This is a genomic window from Bradyrhizobium sp. U87765 SZCCT0048, assembly GCF_018131225.1.
GTDB lineage: Bacteria > Pseudomonadota > Alphaproteobacteria > Rhizobiales > Xanthobacteraceae > Bradyrhizobium_A.
The window spans coordinates 737809-754466 of sequence record NZ_JAFCMM010000004.1 but is presented as its reverse complement, the minus strand read 5'-3'; the positions used below and the strand labels follow the sequence as shown (position 1 = coordinate 754466).

Genomic DNA, 16658 nt, shown 5'->3' with positions numbered 1-16658 from the left:
GCCCTGTTCAGTCCATCTTGCACTTGGCGGCGTAGGCGTCGCCGTAGTCGCTGGAGACCTTGCGGACGATGGTCTGCACCAGCTCGCCCGAACCGTTGTTCTCATACTTGGTCAGGTAATAGTCCTGCACCGGATGCTGGTTCGGCCCGAACGCGAACTTGCCGCGGATCGAGGTGAACTGCGCGGCGCGCAGCGCCTTGCGGAAGTCGTCGCGCTTGCCGAGATCGCCGCCGACCGCCTTCAGCGCGCTGCCGATCAGATGCGCGGTGTCGTAGGCCTGCTGGGCGTACATGGTGGGCGTACGCGAATAGGCCTTCCTGAACGCGGCGACGAACGCCTTCGAGTCCGCGTTGTTGGTCTCGGTGGTCCAGATTGCCGAGGCATAGATGCCGTCGGCCGCGTCGCCGGTGGCGGTGACCATGCGGGCATCCATCGAGAAGCTCGGGATCAGCATCGGCACGGTCTTGGACAGGCCGGCGTTGGCGTACTGCTTGGCGAAGTTGATGCCCGCGCCGCCCGGGTGGAACTGATAGATCGCATCGGGCGCCATGGAGCGCACGCGCGCGAGCTCCACCGAGAAATCGGTCTGGTCGAGCTTGGTGTAGATCTCGCCGGCGATCTCGCCCTTGTAGGTGCGCTTGAAGCCTTCGAGCGCGTCACGGCCAGCCTGATAGTTCGGCGCCAGCAGCACCATCTTCTTGTAGCCGAGCTCGTTGGCGGCAAGGCCCGCGGCTTCGTGGAAGGCGTCGTTCTGGTAGGACGCGACGAAGTAGCCGGGGTTGCACTTCTCGCCGGCGAAGGTCGAGGGACCGGCGTTGACGCTGACATAGGTGCCGCCGGATTCCAGCACGCCGGGCACCACGGCCGCCAGCACGTTGGAGAAGTTGATGCCGGTGAACAGCTTGACGCCGGACTGGATCATGCCATCAGCCGCCTGCTTGGCGTTGGCGGGCTTGAGCGCGTCGTCCTCGATGGTCAGCTTGACCGGCACGCCGCCGAGCTTGCCGTCATCCATCGCGAGCTTGAAGCCGTCGCGGATGTCCTCGCCGATATAGCCGGCGGGGGTCGACAGCGTGGTGATGAAACCGATCGACACCTCGGCGGCCGGCGCCGCGCTCCACGCCGCCGACGCGGCAAGCGAGCCGGCGGCGAGCAGGCCGGCGACCACGCGACGGCGGTTCGACATCCTTGCACCCATGATTGTGTCCCTTCCCTGGATTGATTGATGCGGCGACGCGATGCGCCGCCGCTGTTGTGATGAGGAGATCAGACCGCCACGACCGGGTGGCGGATGCGGCCGATGCCGTCGACCCCGGCCTCGACCACGTCGCCGGGCCACAGCCATTCCTGCGGCGTGCGGCCGGCGCCGACGCCGTCCGGCGTGCCGGTGGCGATGATGTCGCCGGGCTCCAGCGTCATCGCCGCGCTGATGTCGGCGATCAGCAGCGGCACCTTGAACAGCATGTGGCGGGTGTTCGACTTCTGCTTGGTCTCGCCGTTGACGGTGAGCCAGAGGTCGAGATTGTGCGGATCCGGGATCTCGTCCGTGGTGACGATGCACGGCCCGAACGGCGCATAGGTGTCCTGACCCTTGGAGTAGATCCACTGGCCGGCGCGGCGGTTGTCGCGCGCGCTGATGTCGATCATCACGCTGTAGCCGAACACGTAATTCAGCGCGTCGGCTTCAGTGACGCGGCGCGCCGTGCGGCCCATGATCACCGCCAGCTCGACTTCCCAGTCGAGCTGCTGGGTGATGGCCTTGTTGTGCTCGATGGCCTCGTTCGGTCCGATCACCGCGGTCGGCGGCTTGGAGAAGATCACCGGCTGCTTCGGCAGGTCCTTGGAGGTGTCGAGCGTGCGCGCCGATTCGGCGACATGCTCGACATAGTTCAGGCCGATGCCGAAGATGTTCTTGCGCGGCCGGGGGATCGGCGCCAGCAGGCGGACGTTGGCGAGCGGCAGCGCCGTGCCGGCCGGGAAGCGGCCGTCCTGGCCTTCCAGGATCTCTTCAAGCGTCTCGAGCCCGGACGGGCCGAGATCGATGAAGGTCAGCATGGACGACGGCAGCAGCAGGCCCGCCTTGGCCGAGATGGCTTCGACGTCGACGACGAGGTCGCCGACGATGACGCCGAGGCGCGCTTCGGATTCGACGGTGGCGCGGTAGGTAACGAGACGCATGGCTTGAAAGTCCTCAGGCGAGAATGGGCTGCTGGCCGCCGTTGTCGCCGAACGCTTCCTCGCGATAGAGGCCGAGCGAGCGCATGACGGGCAGGTCGTTGAAGGTGAAGAGGCAGGCGTCCTCGCTGGCGGACGCGTTGGCATGCTCGTGCCAGGCCCACGACGGCACGCAGAAGATGTCGCGCGCCTTCCAGTCGAAGCGCCTGCCGTCGATGACGGAATAGCCCTCGCCCTTGGCGACCTGGTAGACGAAGCTGCCGGTGTGGCGATGGGCACGGGTCTTTTCGCCGGGCCGCAGCATCTGCATCGAGGCGCCGATGGTCTGCATCACCGGACCGCCGGTGACCGGATTGACATAGTTCATCAGCACGCCGTCGAACGGCGAGCCGTCGGTCGCCTTGGCATAGCGCTGCAGCGCCTCGTAGGTCGGCTCCCATTCGTACTTGAGCAGCGGCGAATAGCCCTTCGCCCATTCTGCATTAGCCGGGCGCAGGCCCGGCGCGCCCCAGGAGTGGGACATGTCGTCGACGGGATAGCCTACCTTCTGCTGCAGGTCGGGATGCACGACGTAGAAGTTGGCTTCGAGCGCGTTGACCAGCGGAATGTCGAGGCCATCCTGCCAGATGCACGGCGTGCCGTCGGCGGCAACGCCGTGCTCATGCCAGGTGCCGTTCGGCGTCAACACGAAGTCGTTGGCGCCCAGCGTCATCTTGTGACCGTCGACGATGGTGTAGGCCCCCTTGCCTTCCATGATGAAGCGCAGCGCCGAGGCGGAATGGGCGTGGGCCGAGGCGACCTCGCCGGGATGCATCACCTGCAGGCCGGAGTAGAGCCAGCCGACGCAGGCGGCGACATCACGGCGACCGGGATTGTTGAGATAGACGACGCGGCGGCCGGCCTTCTCCGGCGTCACCAGCGCGACCGAGCGCAGCACATAGTCGCGCAGGTCCTGATAGCGCCACAGCACCGGCACCGACGACGATTTGGGCTGCCACGGTTCGATCTTGTTGGCGACCGTCCACAGGGCGCCGGCGTCCATGCGCTCGAGCTCGTCGTAGTAGGCGAGCAGCTCCGGCGTGTCCTCGACATTGGCGCGGCCGGCAACGTCCTCGCGGTGATTTTCTCTGGTCGGATTGGCCATGGTGTTGTCCTCCGTACGATTTATATGACAGAAAGGATTTTCGAAAGAAAGTGGTTTTTGCGTTAGAGTTCGAATCCGTGTAGACCGGACAGCAGGCCGGGAGGAGCGATCAGGTGAGCGGGAAGCGAAACGTGGCGCAGCCGATGGCCGGCGACACCCAGCCGCGGGCGGCGGATGAGCCGGCGACGCTGGCGGAGACCGCCTATCGGCGGCTGCACCGCGACATCATCGCCGGGGTGTTCGCGCCGGGGCAGCCGCTGCGGCTGGAGCTGCTCAAGCAACGCTACGGCTTCAGCTTTTCGCCGCTGCGCGAGGCGCTGAACCGGCTGCAGTCGGAGCGGCTGGTGGTGGCCGCGGCGCTGCGCGGATTCTCTGTCGCGCCGTTCTCGTCCGAGGAGATGCGCGACGCCACCGAGACACGAATTCTGGTCGAGTGCGAAGCGCTTCGCCGCTCGATCGACAATGGCGACGACGACTGGGAGGCCGGCATCGTCGCCGCTTTCCATGCGCTCGACCTGCAGGCGCGGCGGGTGAAGGCCATTCTCGGCGAGCCCGGCGACGACGACCTCTCGGCGCTGGAGGTCCGCCACCAGGATTTTCACCGCGCGCTGATTGCGAGGTGCCGGTCGCGCCGGCTGCTCGACCTCGCCGAGCAGCTCTACGCCGAAACCCAGCGCTATCGCCTGCCGATGCTGACGGGTCGCGCCTTCGCGGACGAAGCCCGCGACGTGCCGCTGGAGCACCGCCAGATCATGGACGCGGCCCTCGCCCGCCGCTCCGAGGAAGCAACCGCCCTGCTCGCCGCCCACTACCGCCGCACCTCGGCGCTGATCGACCGCAACATGGCGGCGCAGACAGCGGCGGGGGATTGAGGCTGCAGGACGGGTTCACACTGTCCTTTCTTCCGTCATCCTGAGGTGCGAGCGAAGCGAGCCTCGAAGGATGAACGGCCACTGCCGCGTTGCCCGGGCCGTCGCCCTTCGAGGGTCCCGCTCCGCGGGACCACCTCAGGGTGACGGGTCACGGGACAGCCGCCTTGCGATCGTTCACCGCCGGCGAACGGTCTTGCAGCGCAGATCGTCATTTTCTTGCGCTTGTTGACGTCCTAGATCTGAGGTGACGCGTCGGCCGTACTGATCGGCGCACCCGTCCACGGCGCCACAAGAGCGCCGGGCAAAACCATTTCAACAGACTGGACGCCAATGACCTCCCGCCATGTCGACCTGCTGCTCACCGCGATCGCGCCGGCGATCTGGGGCAGCACCTATCTCGTCACCACCCAGTTGCTGCCGGCCGGCCATCCGATGACGGTGGCGATGCTGCGGGCGTTGCCGGCGGGGTTGTTGCTGCTGCTGATGGTGCGGCAACTGCCGACGGGGGTGTGGTGGCTGCGCACGGCTCTGCTCGGCATCCTGAACTTCTCGTTCTTCTGGGCGATGCTGTTCGTCGCCGCCTATCGCCTGCCCGGCGGTGTCGCCGCCACTGTCGGTGCGATCCAGCCGCTGGTCGTGGTGATGCTGGCGCGGCCGCTGCTCGGCACGCCGATTCGTGCTGTCGCAGTGCTTGCCGCGCTCGGCGGCATGGCTGGAGTCGCATTGCTGCTGCTGACGCCGCGCGCGACGCTCGATCCCGTCGGCATTGCCGCGGGGCTTGCTGGCGCGGTGTCGATGGCGCTCGGCACCGTGCTGAGCCGCCGCTGGCAGCCGCCGGTATCGCCGCTGACCTTCACCGCCTGGCAGCTCACCGCCGGCGGCGTGCTGCTTACTCCGGTGGCGCTGCTGCTGGAGACGCCGCTGACCACGCTGACACCGGCGAATGTCATTGGCTTCGTCTATCTCGGCCTGATCGGCGCGGCGCTGACCTACATCCTGTGGTTTCGCGGCGTCGCGCGGCTCGAGCCCTCGGTCGTCGCCTCGCTCGGCTTCCTGAGCCCGGTGACCGCGGTCGTGCTCGGCTGGCTGGTGCTCGACCAGTCGCTCACCGCGACCCAGCTGATCGGCATGGCCGTGGTGGTCGGCAGCGTGTGGCTGAGCCAGCAGGCGCAGCGGCCGGCGGCCGCGCGCGGCGCACCACACTGCCGTGTCGAAGCGAAGCAAGGCTGACGCCACACCCCGCGACAACCGCGCGCTGCGCCGCTGAACCGACGGTAAACCAGCCGGACAGGCATCCCGCCAAATCTTGATCAGAGCATCTTGCGCTTCAGACTCGGGACGGGCGCAAACCCGCCTTGAGTCGCTCCACATAGCCGTCGATATCTCCGATCGGCTGCCGCGCCACGCCCGTCGCCATGCCGGCCTTGACCACGGCCGGCGGCACCACATGGATCAGCCGGGGATCGAACGGCGTCGGGATGATGTAGTCGCGCCCGAACGCGAGCTTGCGGCCATAGGCCAGCGTCACCTCATCGGGCACATCCAGACGCGCGAGCTGCGCCAGCGCGTTCGCACAGGCGATCTTCATCTCGTCATTGATGGCACGGGCGCGAATGTCGAGTGCACCGCGGAACAGGTAGGGAAAGCACAGAACGTTGTTGACCTGGTTCGGATAGTCCGAGCGGCCGGTGGCAACGATGACGTCGGGCCGCACGGCGCGGGCTTCCTCCGGCGTGATCTCGGGATCGGGATTGGCCAGCGCGAAGATCACCGGATCCGCCGCCATGCTGGCGACCATCGCTGCGGTCAACGCGCCCTTGGCGGAGACGCCGATGAAGACATCGGCGCCGGCGACGGCGTCCTCCAGCGTGCGCGCGGGGGTCGCGATCGCATGCTCAGCCTTCCACGGGTTCATGCCCTCGGTGCGCCCCTCCCAGACGACGCCCTTGGTGTCGCACACGATGCAGTTGTCTCGGCGCGCGCCCATCACCTTGAGCAACGCAAGGCATGCAAGCCCGGCAGCACCGGCGCCGTTGAGCACGATGCGCACGTTCTCGATTGTCTTGCCGGTCAGCTCCAGCGCATTGATCAGCGCAGCCGCGGCAATCACCGCGGTGCCGTGCTGATCGTCATGGAACACCGGGATATCCATCATCTGCTTGAGCCGCTGCTCGATGACGAAGCACTCCGGCGCCTTGATATCCTCGAGATTGATCCCGCCGAAGGTCGGCCCCATCAGACGGATCGCATTGACGAGTTCGTCGACATCCTCGCTGTCGAGTTCGATATCGACGGCGTTGACGCCGGCGAAGCGCTTGAACAGAACCGCCTTGCCTTCCATCACTGGTTTGGCCGCCAGCGCGCCGAGATTGCCGAGCCCGAGGATGGCCGTGCCATTGGTGATGACGCCGACCATGTTGCCTTTCACAGTGTAGTCGTAGGCCGCATCGGGCCGCTCGGCGATCGCCTGCACCGGCACAGCTACGCCGGGGCTGTAGGCGAGGGACAGATCGCGCTGCGTCGCCATCGGGGTCGAAGCAACGATCTCATACTTTCCCGGCACGGGTTCGAGGTGATACGCCAGTGCCTCTTCGGACGAGATGCGATTTTTGCCTGACATGATGGTCGTCTTCTGCCCCGGTTTGAAGAGACGTTGCTTGGAAGGAACGTCGCTTTGAAGAATTGTCGCCTTGAAGAATCGTCATTCGAGCGGCGCGCGCACCAGCACCCAAGACGTTGATCTCCATCCGATGGATCTATCGTATCATCGATCGCAAAGCCACCGCGATCGGAAACGCAAACGGCCGTGATCACGCGGTGCTTCACCTCGCTGCAGTGCGAAACAGTGGCGCCCGCCATTGAGCTGCAACACAGCTCGGCTACACTTGATGGTCGCGGCAAGCATCCGGCGGGGCACATCCATGATCATGATCGGCCACATCGCGCGACACGCGATCGTTGTCGCGATCTTTGCCGCCATCGGATTGATCACGTCCCACGACACCGCCTCGGCCTGGGGCAATCAGGGCCACAGGGTGGTCGGATCGATCGCCGACCGGCTGCTGAAGGACACCAACGCCGCACGCAACGTCGGCGAGATCCTCGGCACCGACCTGCGCACGGCCGGCCCCTGGATGGATTGCCTCAAGGCCGTGCGGCGCGACGACAACGACACCTACAGTTACGTCGTCGATCCCGAGCATCTCGACTACGAAGTGCCCTGCACGAAATTCAAGGCGCCGGAGCAGCGCGCCGAGATGATCGCCTTCGTCAAGCGCAACTGGTTCACCTGCCGGTATCTCCCCGACGGCGTGCACCAGCGTGCCTGCCACGAGACCTACCACTTCGACGATGTCGCCATTCAGCGCGACCGCTTTGACCGCACGGTCGAAGGCACCAATCCGCACGACCTCGTTGCCGCGATCAATGCCGCCATCGCCGTGCTGCAGGACAAGCCGGCGCCGCCGCCATTCGCCATCGCCAGCAAGAGGGAAGCGCTGTTCATGCTGGCGCATTTCATCGGCGACCTGCATCAGCCGATGCATGTCGGCTCGGTCTATCTCGATGCCGCCGGCAACCGCGTCGATCCCGATGCGACGCATCCGGCGGACCCCACGACCGAAACCGCCGGCGCCAACTTCATCCAGGACGAGAACGTCAACCTGCACCGCGAATGGGACGACATCCCGACCGATCTCGGCGACGCCGCAACGCGCGACCTGATCAGGGACGCGCGATCGCAACCAGCGACGCCGGGCAGCATCGAGGACTGGCCGGCGTCATGGGCCACCGAGACCCTCGGCGTCGCGCGGCAGGCCTTCGCCGGCCTGAGCTTCGCACCGAGCGGCCCTCAGCGCTGGACCGTGAGCTTCGACGACCATGCCGCCTATCTGCGGACCCAGGACACGATCAAGCGCAGGCAGCTCGCCAGGGCGGGCGCTCACCTCGCCGAACTCCTCAAGGCGATCTGGCCCTAGCCCGCACCACCTATCGACCGAAGGACCACACGATGGCCGAACCGCCGCCGAACCGCTACATCCCCGTCCGCGTCGAGCCCTTCCGCCAAAAGCTGCCGCATGTCGCCGCCTGCCTCGATGACGACGCGAAGACCCGGCAGGCGATCAAGATCGTGGCGCTGGGCTCATCGTCGACCGCAGGTGAGGGCGGCATCGTGCCCTACCCGGTGCGGCTGCAAGCCTTTCTCCGGGCGAAGTATCCCGGCCGGATGATCGATGTTCTCAACCGCGGCGTGAGCGGCGAGGAAGCGCCTGCCGAACTCGCGCGGCTGCACAGGGATGTCGTCGCAGAAAAGCCGTGCCTCGTGATCTGGCAGGTCGGCACCAATGCGGTGTGGCAGCGCGGCCATGACCTGCGCGCTGTCGCCGCGGCCATCGACGACGGCTTGGGACAGCTCACGGCGCTGGCAACCGACGTCATCCTGATGGATATGCAATATGCACCTGCCCTGCTGACGCCGGACAAGATCGACAACACCCACTGGATGCTGCTCGAGATTATCCGCGTCGCGGCGACGCATCCGCGCGTCAACGTGTTCCACCGCTTCGAGATGATGCGGAAGTGGCATGCCATCGAGGGCCAGTCGTTCGACCGCCTGATCGACCCCAACGACACCGACCGGCTGCACCAGAGCGACTGGAGCGCCCAGCGCATCGGCTACGAGCTTTGCGAGGAGATCGCCCGCACGGCGATCTGGCCGTGATCCGAGCCCGACGGACACGGTTCGCCCCCTGACAAGCCGCAAAAGGCGAAACAGCCTTATTGACTCAACCACCGGTAGCATGTTCCCCTTCCCCATTCCGTTTGCATGGGGAGGGTCTGATGAGCGTCACGAACCCGCCGATACCGCCGTGCTTCGATTGCGGCGACGACCCGATCAACCGCCTGATCGAGATGTTCGTCGACATCGCCCAGAAAAAACGGATCCGGCTGGGCCAGACACCCGCCGAGCGCCCGGTGTTCCGCAAGCTGCACGGCGCCGCCCATGGCCGCCTCGAGATGGCCAGGACCATTCCCGCCGATCTCAAGGTCGGCGTGTTCACCCACAAGAGCCTTGTCGCCTGGATGCGCTTCTCCAGCGACACCTCGCCGACATCACCGGACCTGCAGTCGACCGTCGGCATCGGCCTCAAGGTGTTCGGCGTCCCCGGCGACAAGGCCTATGGCGGCGCCGGTGATACCGCCGACTTCATCATGCAGAACTACCCGGTCTTCTTCGTCGATAATGCGAAGGAGATGTGCGAGTTCACCTATGCCGGCGTCGTGCAGGGCGATTATCCGACCTATCTCGCCCACCACCCCAGGACCAACCATATCCTCAACGAGATGGCCAAGGTCGAGGGCAGCGTGCTGACCGCGACCTACTGGGGCATCCTGCCGTTCGGTGCTGGCGAGAAACAGGCGGTGAAGTATCGCCTCGATCCGGAGACACCGCCGGAGAACGTTGCCAACGACGCGCCCGACTATCTCGCCACCGACATGGCGAGCCGCCTGCTGCAGCGCGAGTATCGCTTTCGCTTCATGGTCCAGCGCCGCACCAATCCCAAGACCATGCCGCTCGACGAGGCCACGGTGGAGTGGCCGGAATCCGAGAGCCCGTTCATTCATGTCGCGACACTGATCATCCCGCGCCAGGACATCCAGGACCGCGGCCAGGCCGACTACGGCCAATCGCTGGCCTTCAACATCTTCCGCGTGCCGCCGGTGCAGGCGCCCGTGCCGGAATCCTCGATCGCCGCGGTCCGCAAGGCGGTGTACGCCGCAAGCGCCAACACCCGCCATGAGGCCAATGGCCAGCCGCTGCACGACCCACCGCAACCGCGCACGCCGCATCTGACGCCGGACACGCCACCCGACACCTGCATCGTCAAGGCCGCGATCTATCCCGCAATCGGCATCGCCCGTGTCGGCAACAGCGAGAGCGAATGGTTTATCGGCCCGGAAACGCCTGATCCCGAACCGCTGCCGCCCGGCGCCTACCGCGACCAGAAAAGACGCCTGAAACGGCAGGCCGCACGCTTCCGCGTCTACGGCGTCAATGCCAAGGGCGACATCGTGCGCGAACTAACCGGCAAGGGCGACGACGTGAAGATCGCCTGGTCGGTGGAGCTCGCGAATACCAAGGCCGCCTGGTACGGCTTCCAGCTCGCGCTCGACATTCCCGAAGCGGCATCCGCGCCACCGACGGTGCTGCGCAACGCCGCCGTCGCCGACCGCACCCGCCTTGCGATCACGCCGGGCCCGCGCGAGGTCGCGGGCCGCAAGGCGAAGCCCAAGCGGTTCGACACCGGCAGCTTCATGGGCAAGAAGATCTATCTCGGCGAGGTCTCGACCGACGCCGAACAGCGCCTGATCGTTCTCGGCGGCCACGGCGAATCCGATTCCTGCGACGGCACCTGGGCGATCACCTTCGCCAACAACGAGGGCTGGCACGACGACGTTTCCGACGGTCCGGTCAACGCGAAGGTCACGCTGAACGGCACGCCGCTCGAGGTGATCCCGGCGTGGGTGGTCGTCGCGCCGCCCAATTTCGGGCCGCAGCGCAAGTCGGTGCGGACGATGTGGGACCTGATGCGCGATGTCGCGATCACCGCCGGCACGCTCGCCGCGCCGAAGCGGCCGTCCTTCACCCGTGACATCCTGCCGATCTTCCAGCGCATGGCCGGCCTGCAGTGGGTCAACGCCGGCTTCGCCGCCGGTTTCGGCTGGCGTGGCGCGTTCGACTTCTCGACACCGGACGGCATCGCCAAGCTCGCGGACAACGGCCCTGCGTATCAGGAATTCCGCCGCGTGCTGTCGAACTCGTTTCGCCGCTTCGCGATCGATTCCTGGTCACCCAAGCCATGGCCATGGCTCTACGGCGACGCCATGAACATCCCGCCCGCGCCGACGCCGCGCCAGCACTGCGCGCTGAGCAACTGCCAGCTGGCGATGCTGGAGCAGTGGGCGGCCGGCGACTTCGACGCCGACTACGATCCGAAGCACGTGCCGCCGGCCACGATCGACGACGTGCCGCTCCACGAGCAGGGCGACGTGCTGACCAAGGCCGCGCTCGATTTTTGCCTCGCCGACGCCTTCCATCCCGGCTGCGAGATGACATGGCCGGTGCGCGCGGCGACCATGTACATGGCGCCGTTCCGCTTCGCCCACGTGTTGCCCGACTGGGTGGCGCCGAATCTCGGCGAGACGCTGACCAGCGACAGCATGACCATTCCCAACGGCCCGTTGTACGGCCAGGTACCGGGCGGCCTCACCCGCTGGATGGCAGTGCCCTGGCAGACCGACAGCGCGAGCTGCCGCTCCGGCTACACGCCCAGCTACGATCCCTATGTGCCCGCGTTCTGGCCGGCGCGGGTGCCCGATCAGGTCCTGACGAAAGAGAACTACGACATTGTCATGGATCGCAAGCGGCCGCTGTCCGAGCGGCGCGCGGCCTTCGCCAACCGCGCGGCATGGATCGATCCGCTGGGCACGACGAGCTACACCGACCAGATCAACAACATGATCGAGCATTTCGATCATCTCGGCGTCGTCGAGGTCCATCCCGGCCCGAAGGACTCGGACCTGTTTCCCGCGGCGATCGAGGTCGAGGATCGCCGCAAGACGATCCATGACGTCATTCCCAAAAGCGGTCGCGGACCGCGCAGCCTGCGATCGCCTGCGCATCAGGGCGCGACCCATGCCGGTGCACCGGGCACCAGCCGCACCGTCGACATTTCCGACATCGACAAGTTCCACCGCTTCCCGCAGGGGCTTCGCGTCCAGTTCAAGTAGGCAGCCGTGACCGACTGCGACATTGTCATCGTCGGTGCAGGACCGGCGGGCGCGACGGCTGCGCTCAATCTCGCGCCGTTCCACCGGGTGCTGCTGATCGACCTGCGGGCCACGCCGCACAGCCGCATCGGCGAATCGCTGCCGGGCGCGGCACGACGTCTGATGACCGACATGGGCCTCTGGCAGGGCTTTGTCAGCGATGGCCACGCGCCGCGCCATCTCCATCGCAGCGTCTGGGGCAACGCGGACATCAGCGAACGCGACGCACTCGCCGATCCCGATGGCCATGGCTGGCATCTCGACCGCGCCCGCTTCGAGCGGCGGCTGCGCGCGACCGCCGCGGCGCGCGGCGCGATGCTGCTGGCGCCGGCACGGCCACGCGCTGTCGTGCGCGAGGGCGCGCGGTGGCGCATCAGCCTCGACCACGATGGTCACGCCCGGGACATCACGGCACGCCTGATCGTCGATGCCGCCGGCCGCGGTTCGCGCGTTCCGACCGGCAGTGGCGCGCGCCGCATCGTCGACGACCGGCTGATCTGCACCTGGCTGCGCGGCCACGCACCGCTTGCCGACGGCGCGACACAGATCGAAGCCGAAGCCGGCGGCTGGTGGTACGCCGCCCCGCTGCCGCACGGCGAAGCCGTGCTCGCCTTCCACACCGACGCCGACCTGCCCGACGCGCGGCTGTGCCGCGATCCCGCCGCGCTGCTTCGCCGCGCGCGCCGCCTGCCGATGCTTGGACCGCAATTGAACGCCGCCGACTGGGACGAGGCTATGCACGGCACGTGTGCCGCCCAGGGCGCGGCGCTCGCGCCGCCGGCGGGTGCGGACTGGATCGCCGTCGGCGATGCTGCCCTCGCCTTCGATCCGCTGTCGTCGCAGGGGCTGTTCAATGCGCTGTACACCGGCCTCGCCGGCGCGGAGACCGCCGAGCGGATGCTGTCGGGTGATTCGCAGGCGTCGGCCGACTATGCGCAGGAGCTGGCGCAGGTCCGCGCGACCTACCGCGCCCACCTCGCCGCCTGGTACGGCATGGAACGGCGCTGGCCCGATCAGCCGTTCTGGAGCCGGCGGCATGGCGCGGAAAGAAGCCGGCGGCCGGCAAACGCGGCAGGGGTCTGCAGCGGAAGCGGATCAGCCGCGATGATCGCGGGGGAGACTGGATGAAGCAGGGTAGGCGACAACGGCCCGGCGCGTGATCACAGCCCGCAAACGCAGGATGGCCGGTTTGTCGATGTTGTCCGTGAAATCGCTGCCTGAGACATCTGGAGCGGGCGAAGGGATTCGAACCCTCGACCCCAACCTTGGCAAGGTTGTGCTCTACCCCTGAGCTACACCCGCATCCGAGATATCAGCGCCCTGCCGGGGCGCTGGTGGGCAGTCCTATGCCAAATGCCGCCGGGGAATGCAACAGGCTGGGCGCATTTAAAACGACGATGACGCTTAACGAACGGTTTTGCGACGTTTCGCCCCGCAACCGCCGGTAAATCGCCGCGGCAGCGGCGATTCGCGCCGGTTCCAGGCAATTGAAAATACCGGCCTTTGCCGCCATTTATCCCCGGGGCCGTGATAGGATCGGCCTCCTCCCGACAATGCGAGGGGCATCGGGACGGCCAACGGGCGCCAGGCGAGGACCACGTGACAATAATCGAGCAGGGAAACGGCGACACCCCGCCGCCATCAGCCAATCTCATCAAGGACACCACCACCCAGACGTTCATGAAGGACGTCATCGAGGAGTCGCGCCGCCAACCGGTGCTGATCGACTTCTGGGCGCCGTGGTGTGGCCCATGCAAGCAGCTGACGCCGATCCTGGAAAAGGCGGTCCGCGCCGCCAAAGGCAAGGTCAAGCTGGTCAAGATGAACATCGACGAGCACCCGGCGATCCCCGGCCAGATGGGCATCCAGTCCATTCCGGCGGTGATCGCCTTCGTCAACGGCCAGCCCGCCGACGGCTTCATGGGCGCGGTGCCGGAAAGCCAGATCAACACCTTCATCGACCGCCTGACCAAGAACCTGCCGCCGACTGGCGACACCGCCGATCTGCTCAAGGAGGCCGAGGAGACCCTCGCCGCCGGCGATCCGGCGACTGCCGCCGCGATCTATGCCCAGGTCCTCGGCGAGGACCCGGAAAGCATCGTTGCGCTGGCCGGCCTTGCGCGCTGCTATGCCGAGACCGGTGCCATCGACCAGGCCGCCCAGACGCTGGCCATGGTGCCGGAATCCAAGCGGAACGATCCGGCAGTGAAAGCGGTGCAGGCGGTGCTCGATCTTGCCGAGCAGGCCAAGTCGCTCGGGCCGATCGCTGAGCTCGAACAGAAGGTCGCCGCCGATCCCAAGGACACTCAGGCGCGCTTCGACCTCGCCAACGCGCTGAACGCCGCCGGCAAGCGCGCCGAGGCGACCGATCACCTGCTGGAGATCGTGCGCCGCGATCGCAAATGGAACGACGACGGCGCGCGCAAGCAACTGGTGCAGCTGTTCGAGGCGTGGGGACCGACCGACGAGGCCACCACCGAGGGCCGCCGCCGCCTGTCATCGATTCTGTTCTCGTGACCGCCGGATCAAGGGGCGCGGCCATGGCCGTCGCCCCCACCGCCGCTCCCGAATCAGACACCACTTCCGCCCGGGACTGAACGCATGCCGATCAATGTCGAATATCGCGGACCCGCGGACCTGCCGGCCATCATTCCGGTGTTTCCCCTGACCGGGGCGCTGCTGCTGCCGCGCGGCCAGATGCCGCTCAACATCTTCGAGCCTCGCTATCTCGCGATGGTCGACGATGCGCTGCGCGAAGGCCATCGCCTGATCGGCATGATCCAGCCGGATGTCGCCCATTCGCACAATGCCGACCGCCCGGTGCTTTTCCAGGTCGGCTGCGTCGGCCGCATCACCCAGCTCGCCGAGGCCGGCGACGGCCGCTACATCCTCGAACTGACCGGCGTGTCGCGCTTCAGGGTCGTCGAGGAAATCGCGGTCACCACCCCCTACCGGCGCTGCCGCGTCGACTATCAGCCGTTCGTCGACGACTTCACCGCGCGCAAGGGCGAGGACGATGTCGATCGCGATGCGCTGCTGACCGCGCTGCGTGCCTTCCTCAAGGCCAACCAGCTCAAGGTCGACTGGGACGGCATCGACAATGCGCCCAACGAGGCGCTGGTCAACGCACTGGCGATGATGTCGCCCTATGGCGCGGCCGAGAAGCAGGCCCTGCTCGAGGCACGCGATCTCAAGACCCGCGCCGAGATCCTGATCGCCGTGACCGAGATGGACCTCGCCAAGAAGAAGACCTCCGGCGACCCGCCGCTGCAGTAATGCCGCCGGCCGGCCGTCAGGCGCCGGCCGCCGCGAGCCCGATCACCACCGCCAGCGCCATCCAGCCGGGATGCCGCCCCCGTGTCGCATAGGCGTTGGCGAGCGCGCCGAACGCATACATCGCCGCGACGACCACGACGATCCACTGCCGCGCCGGCTCCGGCGCCACCAGTGGCGCCGCGATCAGCAGCACGCCGCCGGCGAGCCACGCCACCGTGCTGCATTGCCAGACCAGACGGATCAGCGTGCGCAGCCGCCGCGGCTCGATGGTGGCATTGGCAAACACCATGGTTTCGCCGAGCACGCCATGAGCGATCGCGGTGGCGATCGCGATCACGCCGGCGGCCTGCAGCATCACATCATGCATCGTCATGCCCATCATCGTCACCATACAGCTATGTATGGTGACGATGCGCTTGCGGCTGGCCCCTGTCAATACAGGAGTGTATGGTCGACGCATCGGGCGTTTGAAACACCCGCACGACGGACAGGACACGGAACCATGGCGGATCAGCTCTCGGCGCAGGACTGGCTCGACCAGGGCTTGCGTACGCTGGCACGAGACGGCTTCACCGCACTGAAGGCCGAGCCGCTTGCGAAGACGATGGGCGTATCGCGCGGCAGTTTCTACTGGCACTTCGCCGACATCGCCGCCTACCACGCCGCGGTGCTCGGGCGCTGGCGCGAGGTCGCGCTCGACAACATCATCGCCGACGTCGAACAGGCGCCGCCGGAAGAGCTGCCGCTGCACCGTCTGCTGCGGCGCGTGTTCGCGGCGAGACCGGCCCTCGAAGCGGCCGTGCGCAGCTGGGCCACCCACGATGCCGCGGCGCGACGCACGGTGCAGGCGGTGGATCGCCGCCGCCTCGCCTATGTCGAGGGCCTGCTCACCGCCGGTGGCGTGCCCGCCGCGGCCGCGCCGGCGCGCGCCCAGATCCTGTACTGGACCTTTCTCGGCTTCGCCCTGTCGGACAGAACCGCGCCTTCGGACAGGCCGGCCGCGCTGGTCGACGAACTCGTGCGAATGGCCGGCGTGCGCGGCTGAACGGCACGGCGATATCCATTCGCCATCGAGGTATGCTAGCAGGAGCCAGCCTTTCGATCCTCATGCCGGAGCCAGCCATGACCGCCCCGACCGAGCGCCCGGACGCCGTCGACCCCAAACTGCTCGAGATCCTGGTGTGCCCGCTGACCAAGGGGCCGCTGGAATACGACGCGGAACGGCAGGAACTGGTCTCGCGCACCGCCAGGCTCGCCTATCCGATCCGCGACGGCATTCCGATCATGCTGCCCGAAGAAGCGCGCAAGCTCGACTGAGGCGGCAGACCGGTTCGCGTTTGCTCGAGCGAACCGGCGCGCCC

14 protein-coding genes, 1 tRNA gene and 1 pseudogene are annotated in these 16658 nt (G+C 67.0%); 10 read left to right on the top strand and 6 right to left on the bottom strand.

Translation table 11 applies throughout. The features are described from left to right. Positions 1-7 precede the first annotated feature (7 nt). The 3 genes from JQ639_RS26315 to JQ639_RS26305 form a co-directional block, all read right to left on the bottom strand. On the bottom strand, positions 8-1198 hold the full coding sequence (locus tag JQ639_RS26315) for an ABC transporter substrate-binding protein (RefSeq protein ID WP_249123429.1): 1191 nt from the start codon (positions 1196-1198) through the stop codon (positions 8-10). Between the two features lie 68 nt (positions 1199-1266). Next, the gene (locus tag JQ639_RS26310) at positions 1267-2178 is read right to left on the bottom strand and encodes a fumarylacetoacetate hydrolase family protein (RefSeq protein WP_211968634.1); all 912 of its coding nucleotides are present in this window, start codon (positions 2176-2178) and stop codon (positions 1267-1269) included. A 13-nt stretch (positions 2179-2191) separates the two neighbouring features. After that, positions 2192-3319: a cupin domain-containing protein gene (locus tag JQ639_RS26305; RefSeq protein WP_211968635.1), complete on the bottom strand. Its 1128-nt coding sequence runs from the start codon at positions 3317-3319 to the stop codon at positions 2192-2194. 113 nt (positions 3320-3432) lie between these two features. On the opposite strand from JQ639_RS26305, the gene JQ639_RS26300 reads away from it, so the two are divergent. Together JQ639_RS26300 and JQ639_RS26295 are read left to right on the top strand one after the other, a co-directional pair. Then, entirely contained in the window at positions 3433-4191 is a 759-nt protein-coding gene (locus JQ639_RS26300) for an FCD domain-containing protein (protein WP_349644577.1), read from the top strand. A gap of 330 nt (positions 4192-4521) precedes the next feature. Beyond that, on the top strand, positions 4522-5421 hold the full coding sequence (locus tag JQ639_RS26295; protein ID WP_211968636.1) for an EamA family transporter: 900 nt from the start codon (positions 4522-4524) through the stop codon (positions 5419-5421). Positions 5422-5530: 109 nt separating this feature from the next. Here the strand turns inward: JQ639_RS26295 and JQ639_RS26290 are convergent. Beyond that, a pseudogene (locus JQ639_RS26290) lies at positions 5531-6811 on the bottom strand (malic enzyme-like NAD(P)-binding protein); the annotation flags it as partial. A gap of 301 nt (positions 6812-7112) precedes the next feature. Between JQ639_RS26290 and JQ639_RS26285 the strand changes: the two are divergent. From JQ639_RS26285 to JQ639_RS26270, 4 genes are all read left to right on the top strand, one after another. Further along, on the top strand, positions 7113-8168 hold the full coding sequence (locus JQ639_RS26285; RefSeq protein ID WP_211968638.1) for a S1/P1 nuclease: 1056 nt from the start codon (positions 7113-7115) through the stop codon (positions 8166-8168). Positions 8169-8200: 32 nt separating this feature from the next. Next, positions 8201-8911 (top strand): SGNH/GDSL hydrolase family protein, encoded by a 711-nt coding sequence (locus tag JQ639_RS26280; protein ID WP_211968639.1) that lies wholly within the window; start codon positions 8201-8203, stop codon positions 8909-8911. A 119-nt stretch (positions 8912-9030) separates the two neighbouring features. Next, positions 9031-11982 carry a LodA/GoxA family CTQ-dependent oxidase gene (locus JQ639_RS26275; RefSeq protein ID WP_211968640.1) on the top strand — a complete coding sequence of 984 codons (2952 nt, stop codon included), beginning with the start codon at positions 9031-9033 and terminating at the stop codon, positions 11980-11982. Positions 11983-11988: 6 nt separating this feature from the next. After that, positions 11989-13149 (top strand): FAD-dependent monooxygenase, encoded by a 1161-nt coding sequence (locus JQ639_RS26270; RefSeq protein WP_211968641.1) that lies wholly within the window; start codon positions 11989-11991, stop codon positions 13147-13149. A gap of 99 nt (positions 13150-13248) precedes the next feature. On the opposite strand, the gene JQ639_RS26265 is transcribed toward JQ639_RS26270, so the two are convergent. Further along, positions 13249-13323 (bottom strand) — tRNA-Gly (locus JQ639_RS26265). A 297-nt stretch (positions 13324-13620) separates the two neighbouring features. Here JQ639_RS26265 and trxA point away from each other — a divergent pair. Further along, complete coding sequence (gene trxA / locus JQ639_RS26260) at positions 13621-14538, top strand: thioredoxin (protein WP_211968642.1); 918 nt, start codon at positions 13621-13623, stop codon at positions 14536-14538. Positions 14539-14622: 84 nt separating this feature from the next. Then, on the top strand, positions 14623-15297 hold the full coding sequence (locus JQ639_RS26255) for an LON peptidase substrate-binding domain-containing protein (protein WP_211968643.1): 675 nt from the start codon (positions 14623-14625) through the stop codon (positions 15295-15297). A gap of 16 nt (positions 15298-15313) precedes the next feature. Here the strand turns inward: JQ639_RS26255 and JQ639_RS26250 are convergent, their stop codons facing one another. Further along, positions 15314-15664 (bottom strand): hypothetical protein, encoded by a 351-nt coding sequence (locus JQ639_RS26250; protein WP_211969051.1) that lies wholly within the window; start codon positions 15662-15664, stop codon positions 15314-15316. A gap of 135 nt (positions 15665-15799) precedes the next feature. Between JQ639_RS26250 and JQ639_RS26245 the strand changes: the two genes are divergently transcribed. Together JQ639_RS26245 and JQ639_RS26240 are read left to right on the top strand one after the other, a co-directional pair. Continuing rightward, a complete protein-coding gene (locus JQ639_RS26245) occupies positions 15800-16342 on the top strand; it encodes a TetR/AcrR family transcriptional regulator (RefSeq protein ID WP_211968644.1) in 543 nt (180 codons plus the stop codon). A gap of 77 nt (positions 16343-16419) precedes the next feature. Then, complete coding sequence (locus JQ639_RS26240) at positions 16420-16614, top strand: Trm112 family protein (RefSeq protein ID WP_211968645.1); 195 nt, start codon at positions 16420-16422, stop codon at positions 16612-16614. The last annotated feature ends 44 nt before the right edge of the window (positions 16615-16658 follow it).

Bases quoted from the DNA above. Each gene is read 5' to 3' on its own strand.
- JQ639_RS26315 (WP_249123429.1), bottom strand. From the start codon at position 1,198: ATGGGTGCAAGGATGTCGAACCGCCGTCGCGTGGTCGCCGGCCTGCTC.
- JQ639_RS26310 (WP_211968634.1), bottom strand. From the start codon at position 2,178: ATGCGTCTCGTTACCTACCGCGCCACCGTCGAATCCGAAGCGCGCCTC.
- JQ639_RS26305 (WP_211968635.1), bottom strand. From the start codon at position 3,319: ATGGCCAATCCGACCAGAGAAAATCACCGCGAGGACGTTGCCGGCCGC.
- JQ639_RS26295 (WP_211968636.1), top strand. From the start codon at position 4,522: ATGACCTCCCGCCATGTCGACCTGCTGCTCACCGCGATCGCGCCGGCG.
- JQ639_RS26285 (WP_211968638.1), top strand. From the start codon at position 7,113: ATGATCATGATCGGCCACATCGCGCGACACGCGATCGTTGTCGCGATC.
- JQ639_RS26280 (WP_211968639.1), top strand. From the start codon at position 8,201: ATGGCCGAACCGCCGCCGAACCGCTACATCCCCGTCCGCGTCGAGCCC.
- JQ639_RS26275 (WP_211968640.1), top strand. From the start codon at position 9,031: ATGAGCGTCACGAACCCGCCGATACCGCCGTGCTTCGATTGCGGCGAC.
- JQ639_RS26255 (WP_211968643.1), top strand. From the start codon at position 14,623: ATGCCGATCAATGTCGAATATCGCGGACCCGCGGACCTGCCGGCCATC.
- JQ639_RS26250 (WP_211969051.1), bottom strand. From the start codon at position 15,664: ATGCATGATGTGATGCTGCAGGCCGCCGGCGTGATCGCGATCGCCACC.
- JQ639_RS26245 (WP_211968644.1), top strand. From the start codon at position 15,800: ATGGCGGATCAGCTCTCGGCGCAGGACTGGCTCGACCAGGGCTTGCGT.
- JQ639_RS26240 (WP_211968645.1), top strand. From the start codon at position 16,420: ATGACCGCCCCGACCGAGCGCCCGGACGCCGTCGACCCCAAACTGCTC.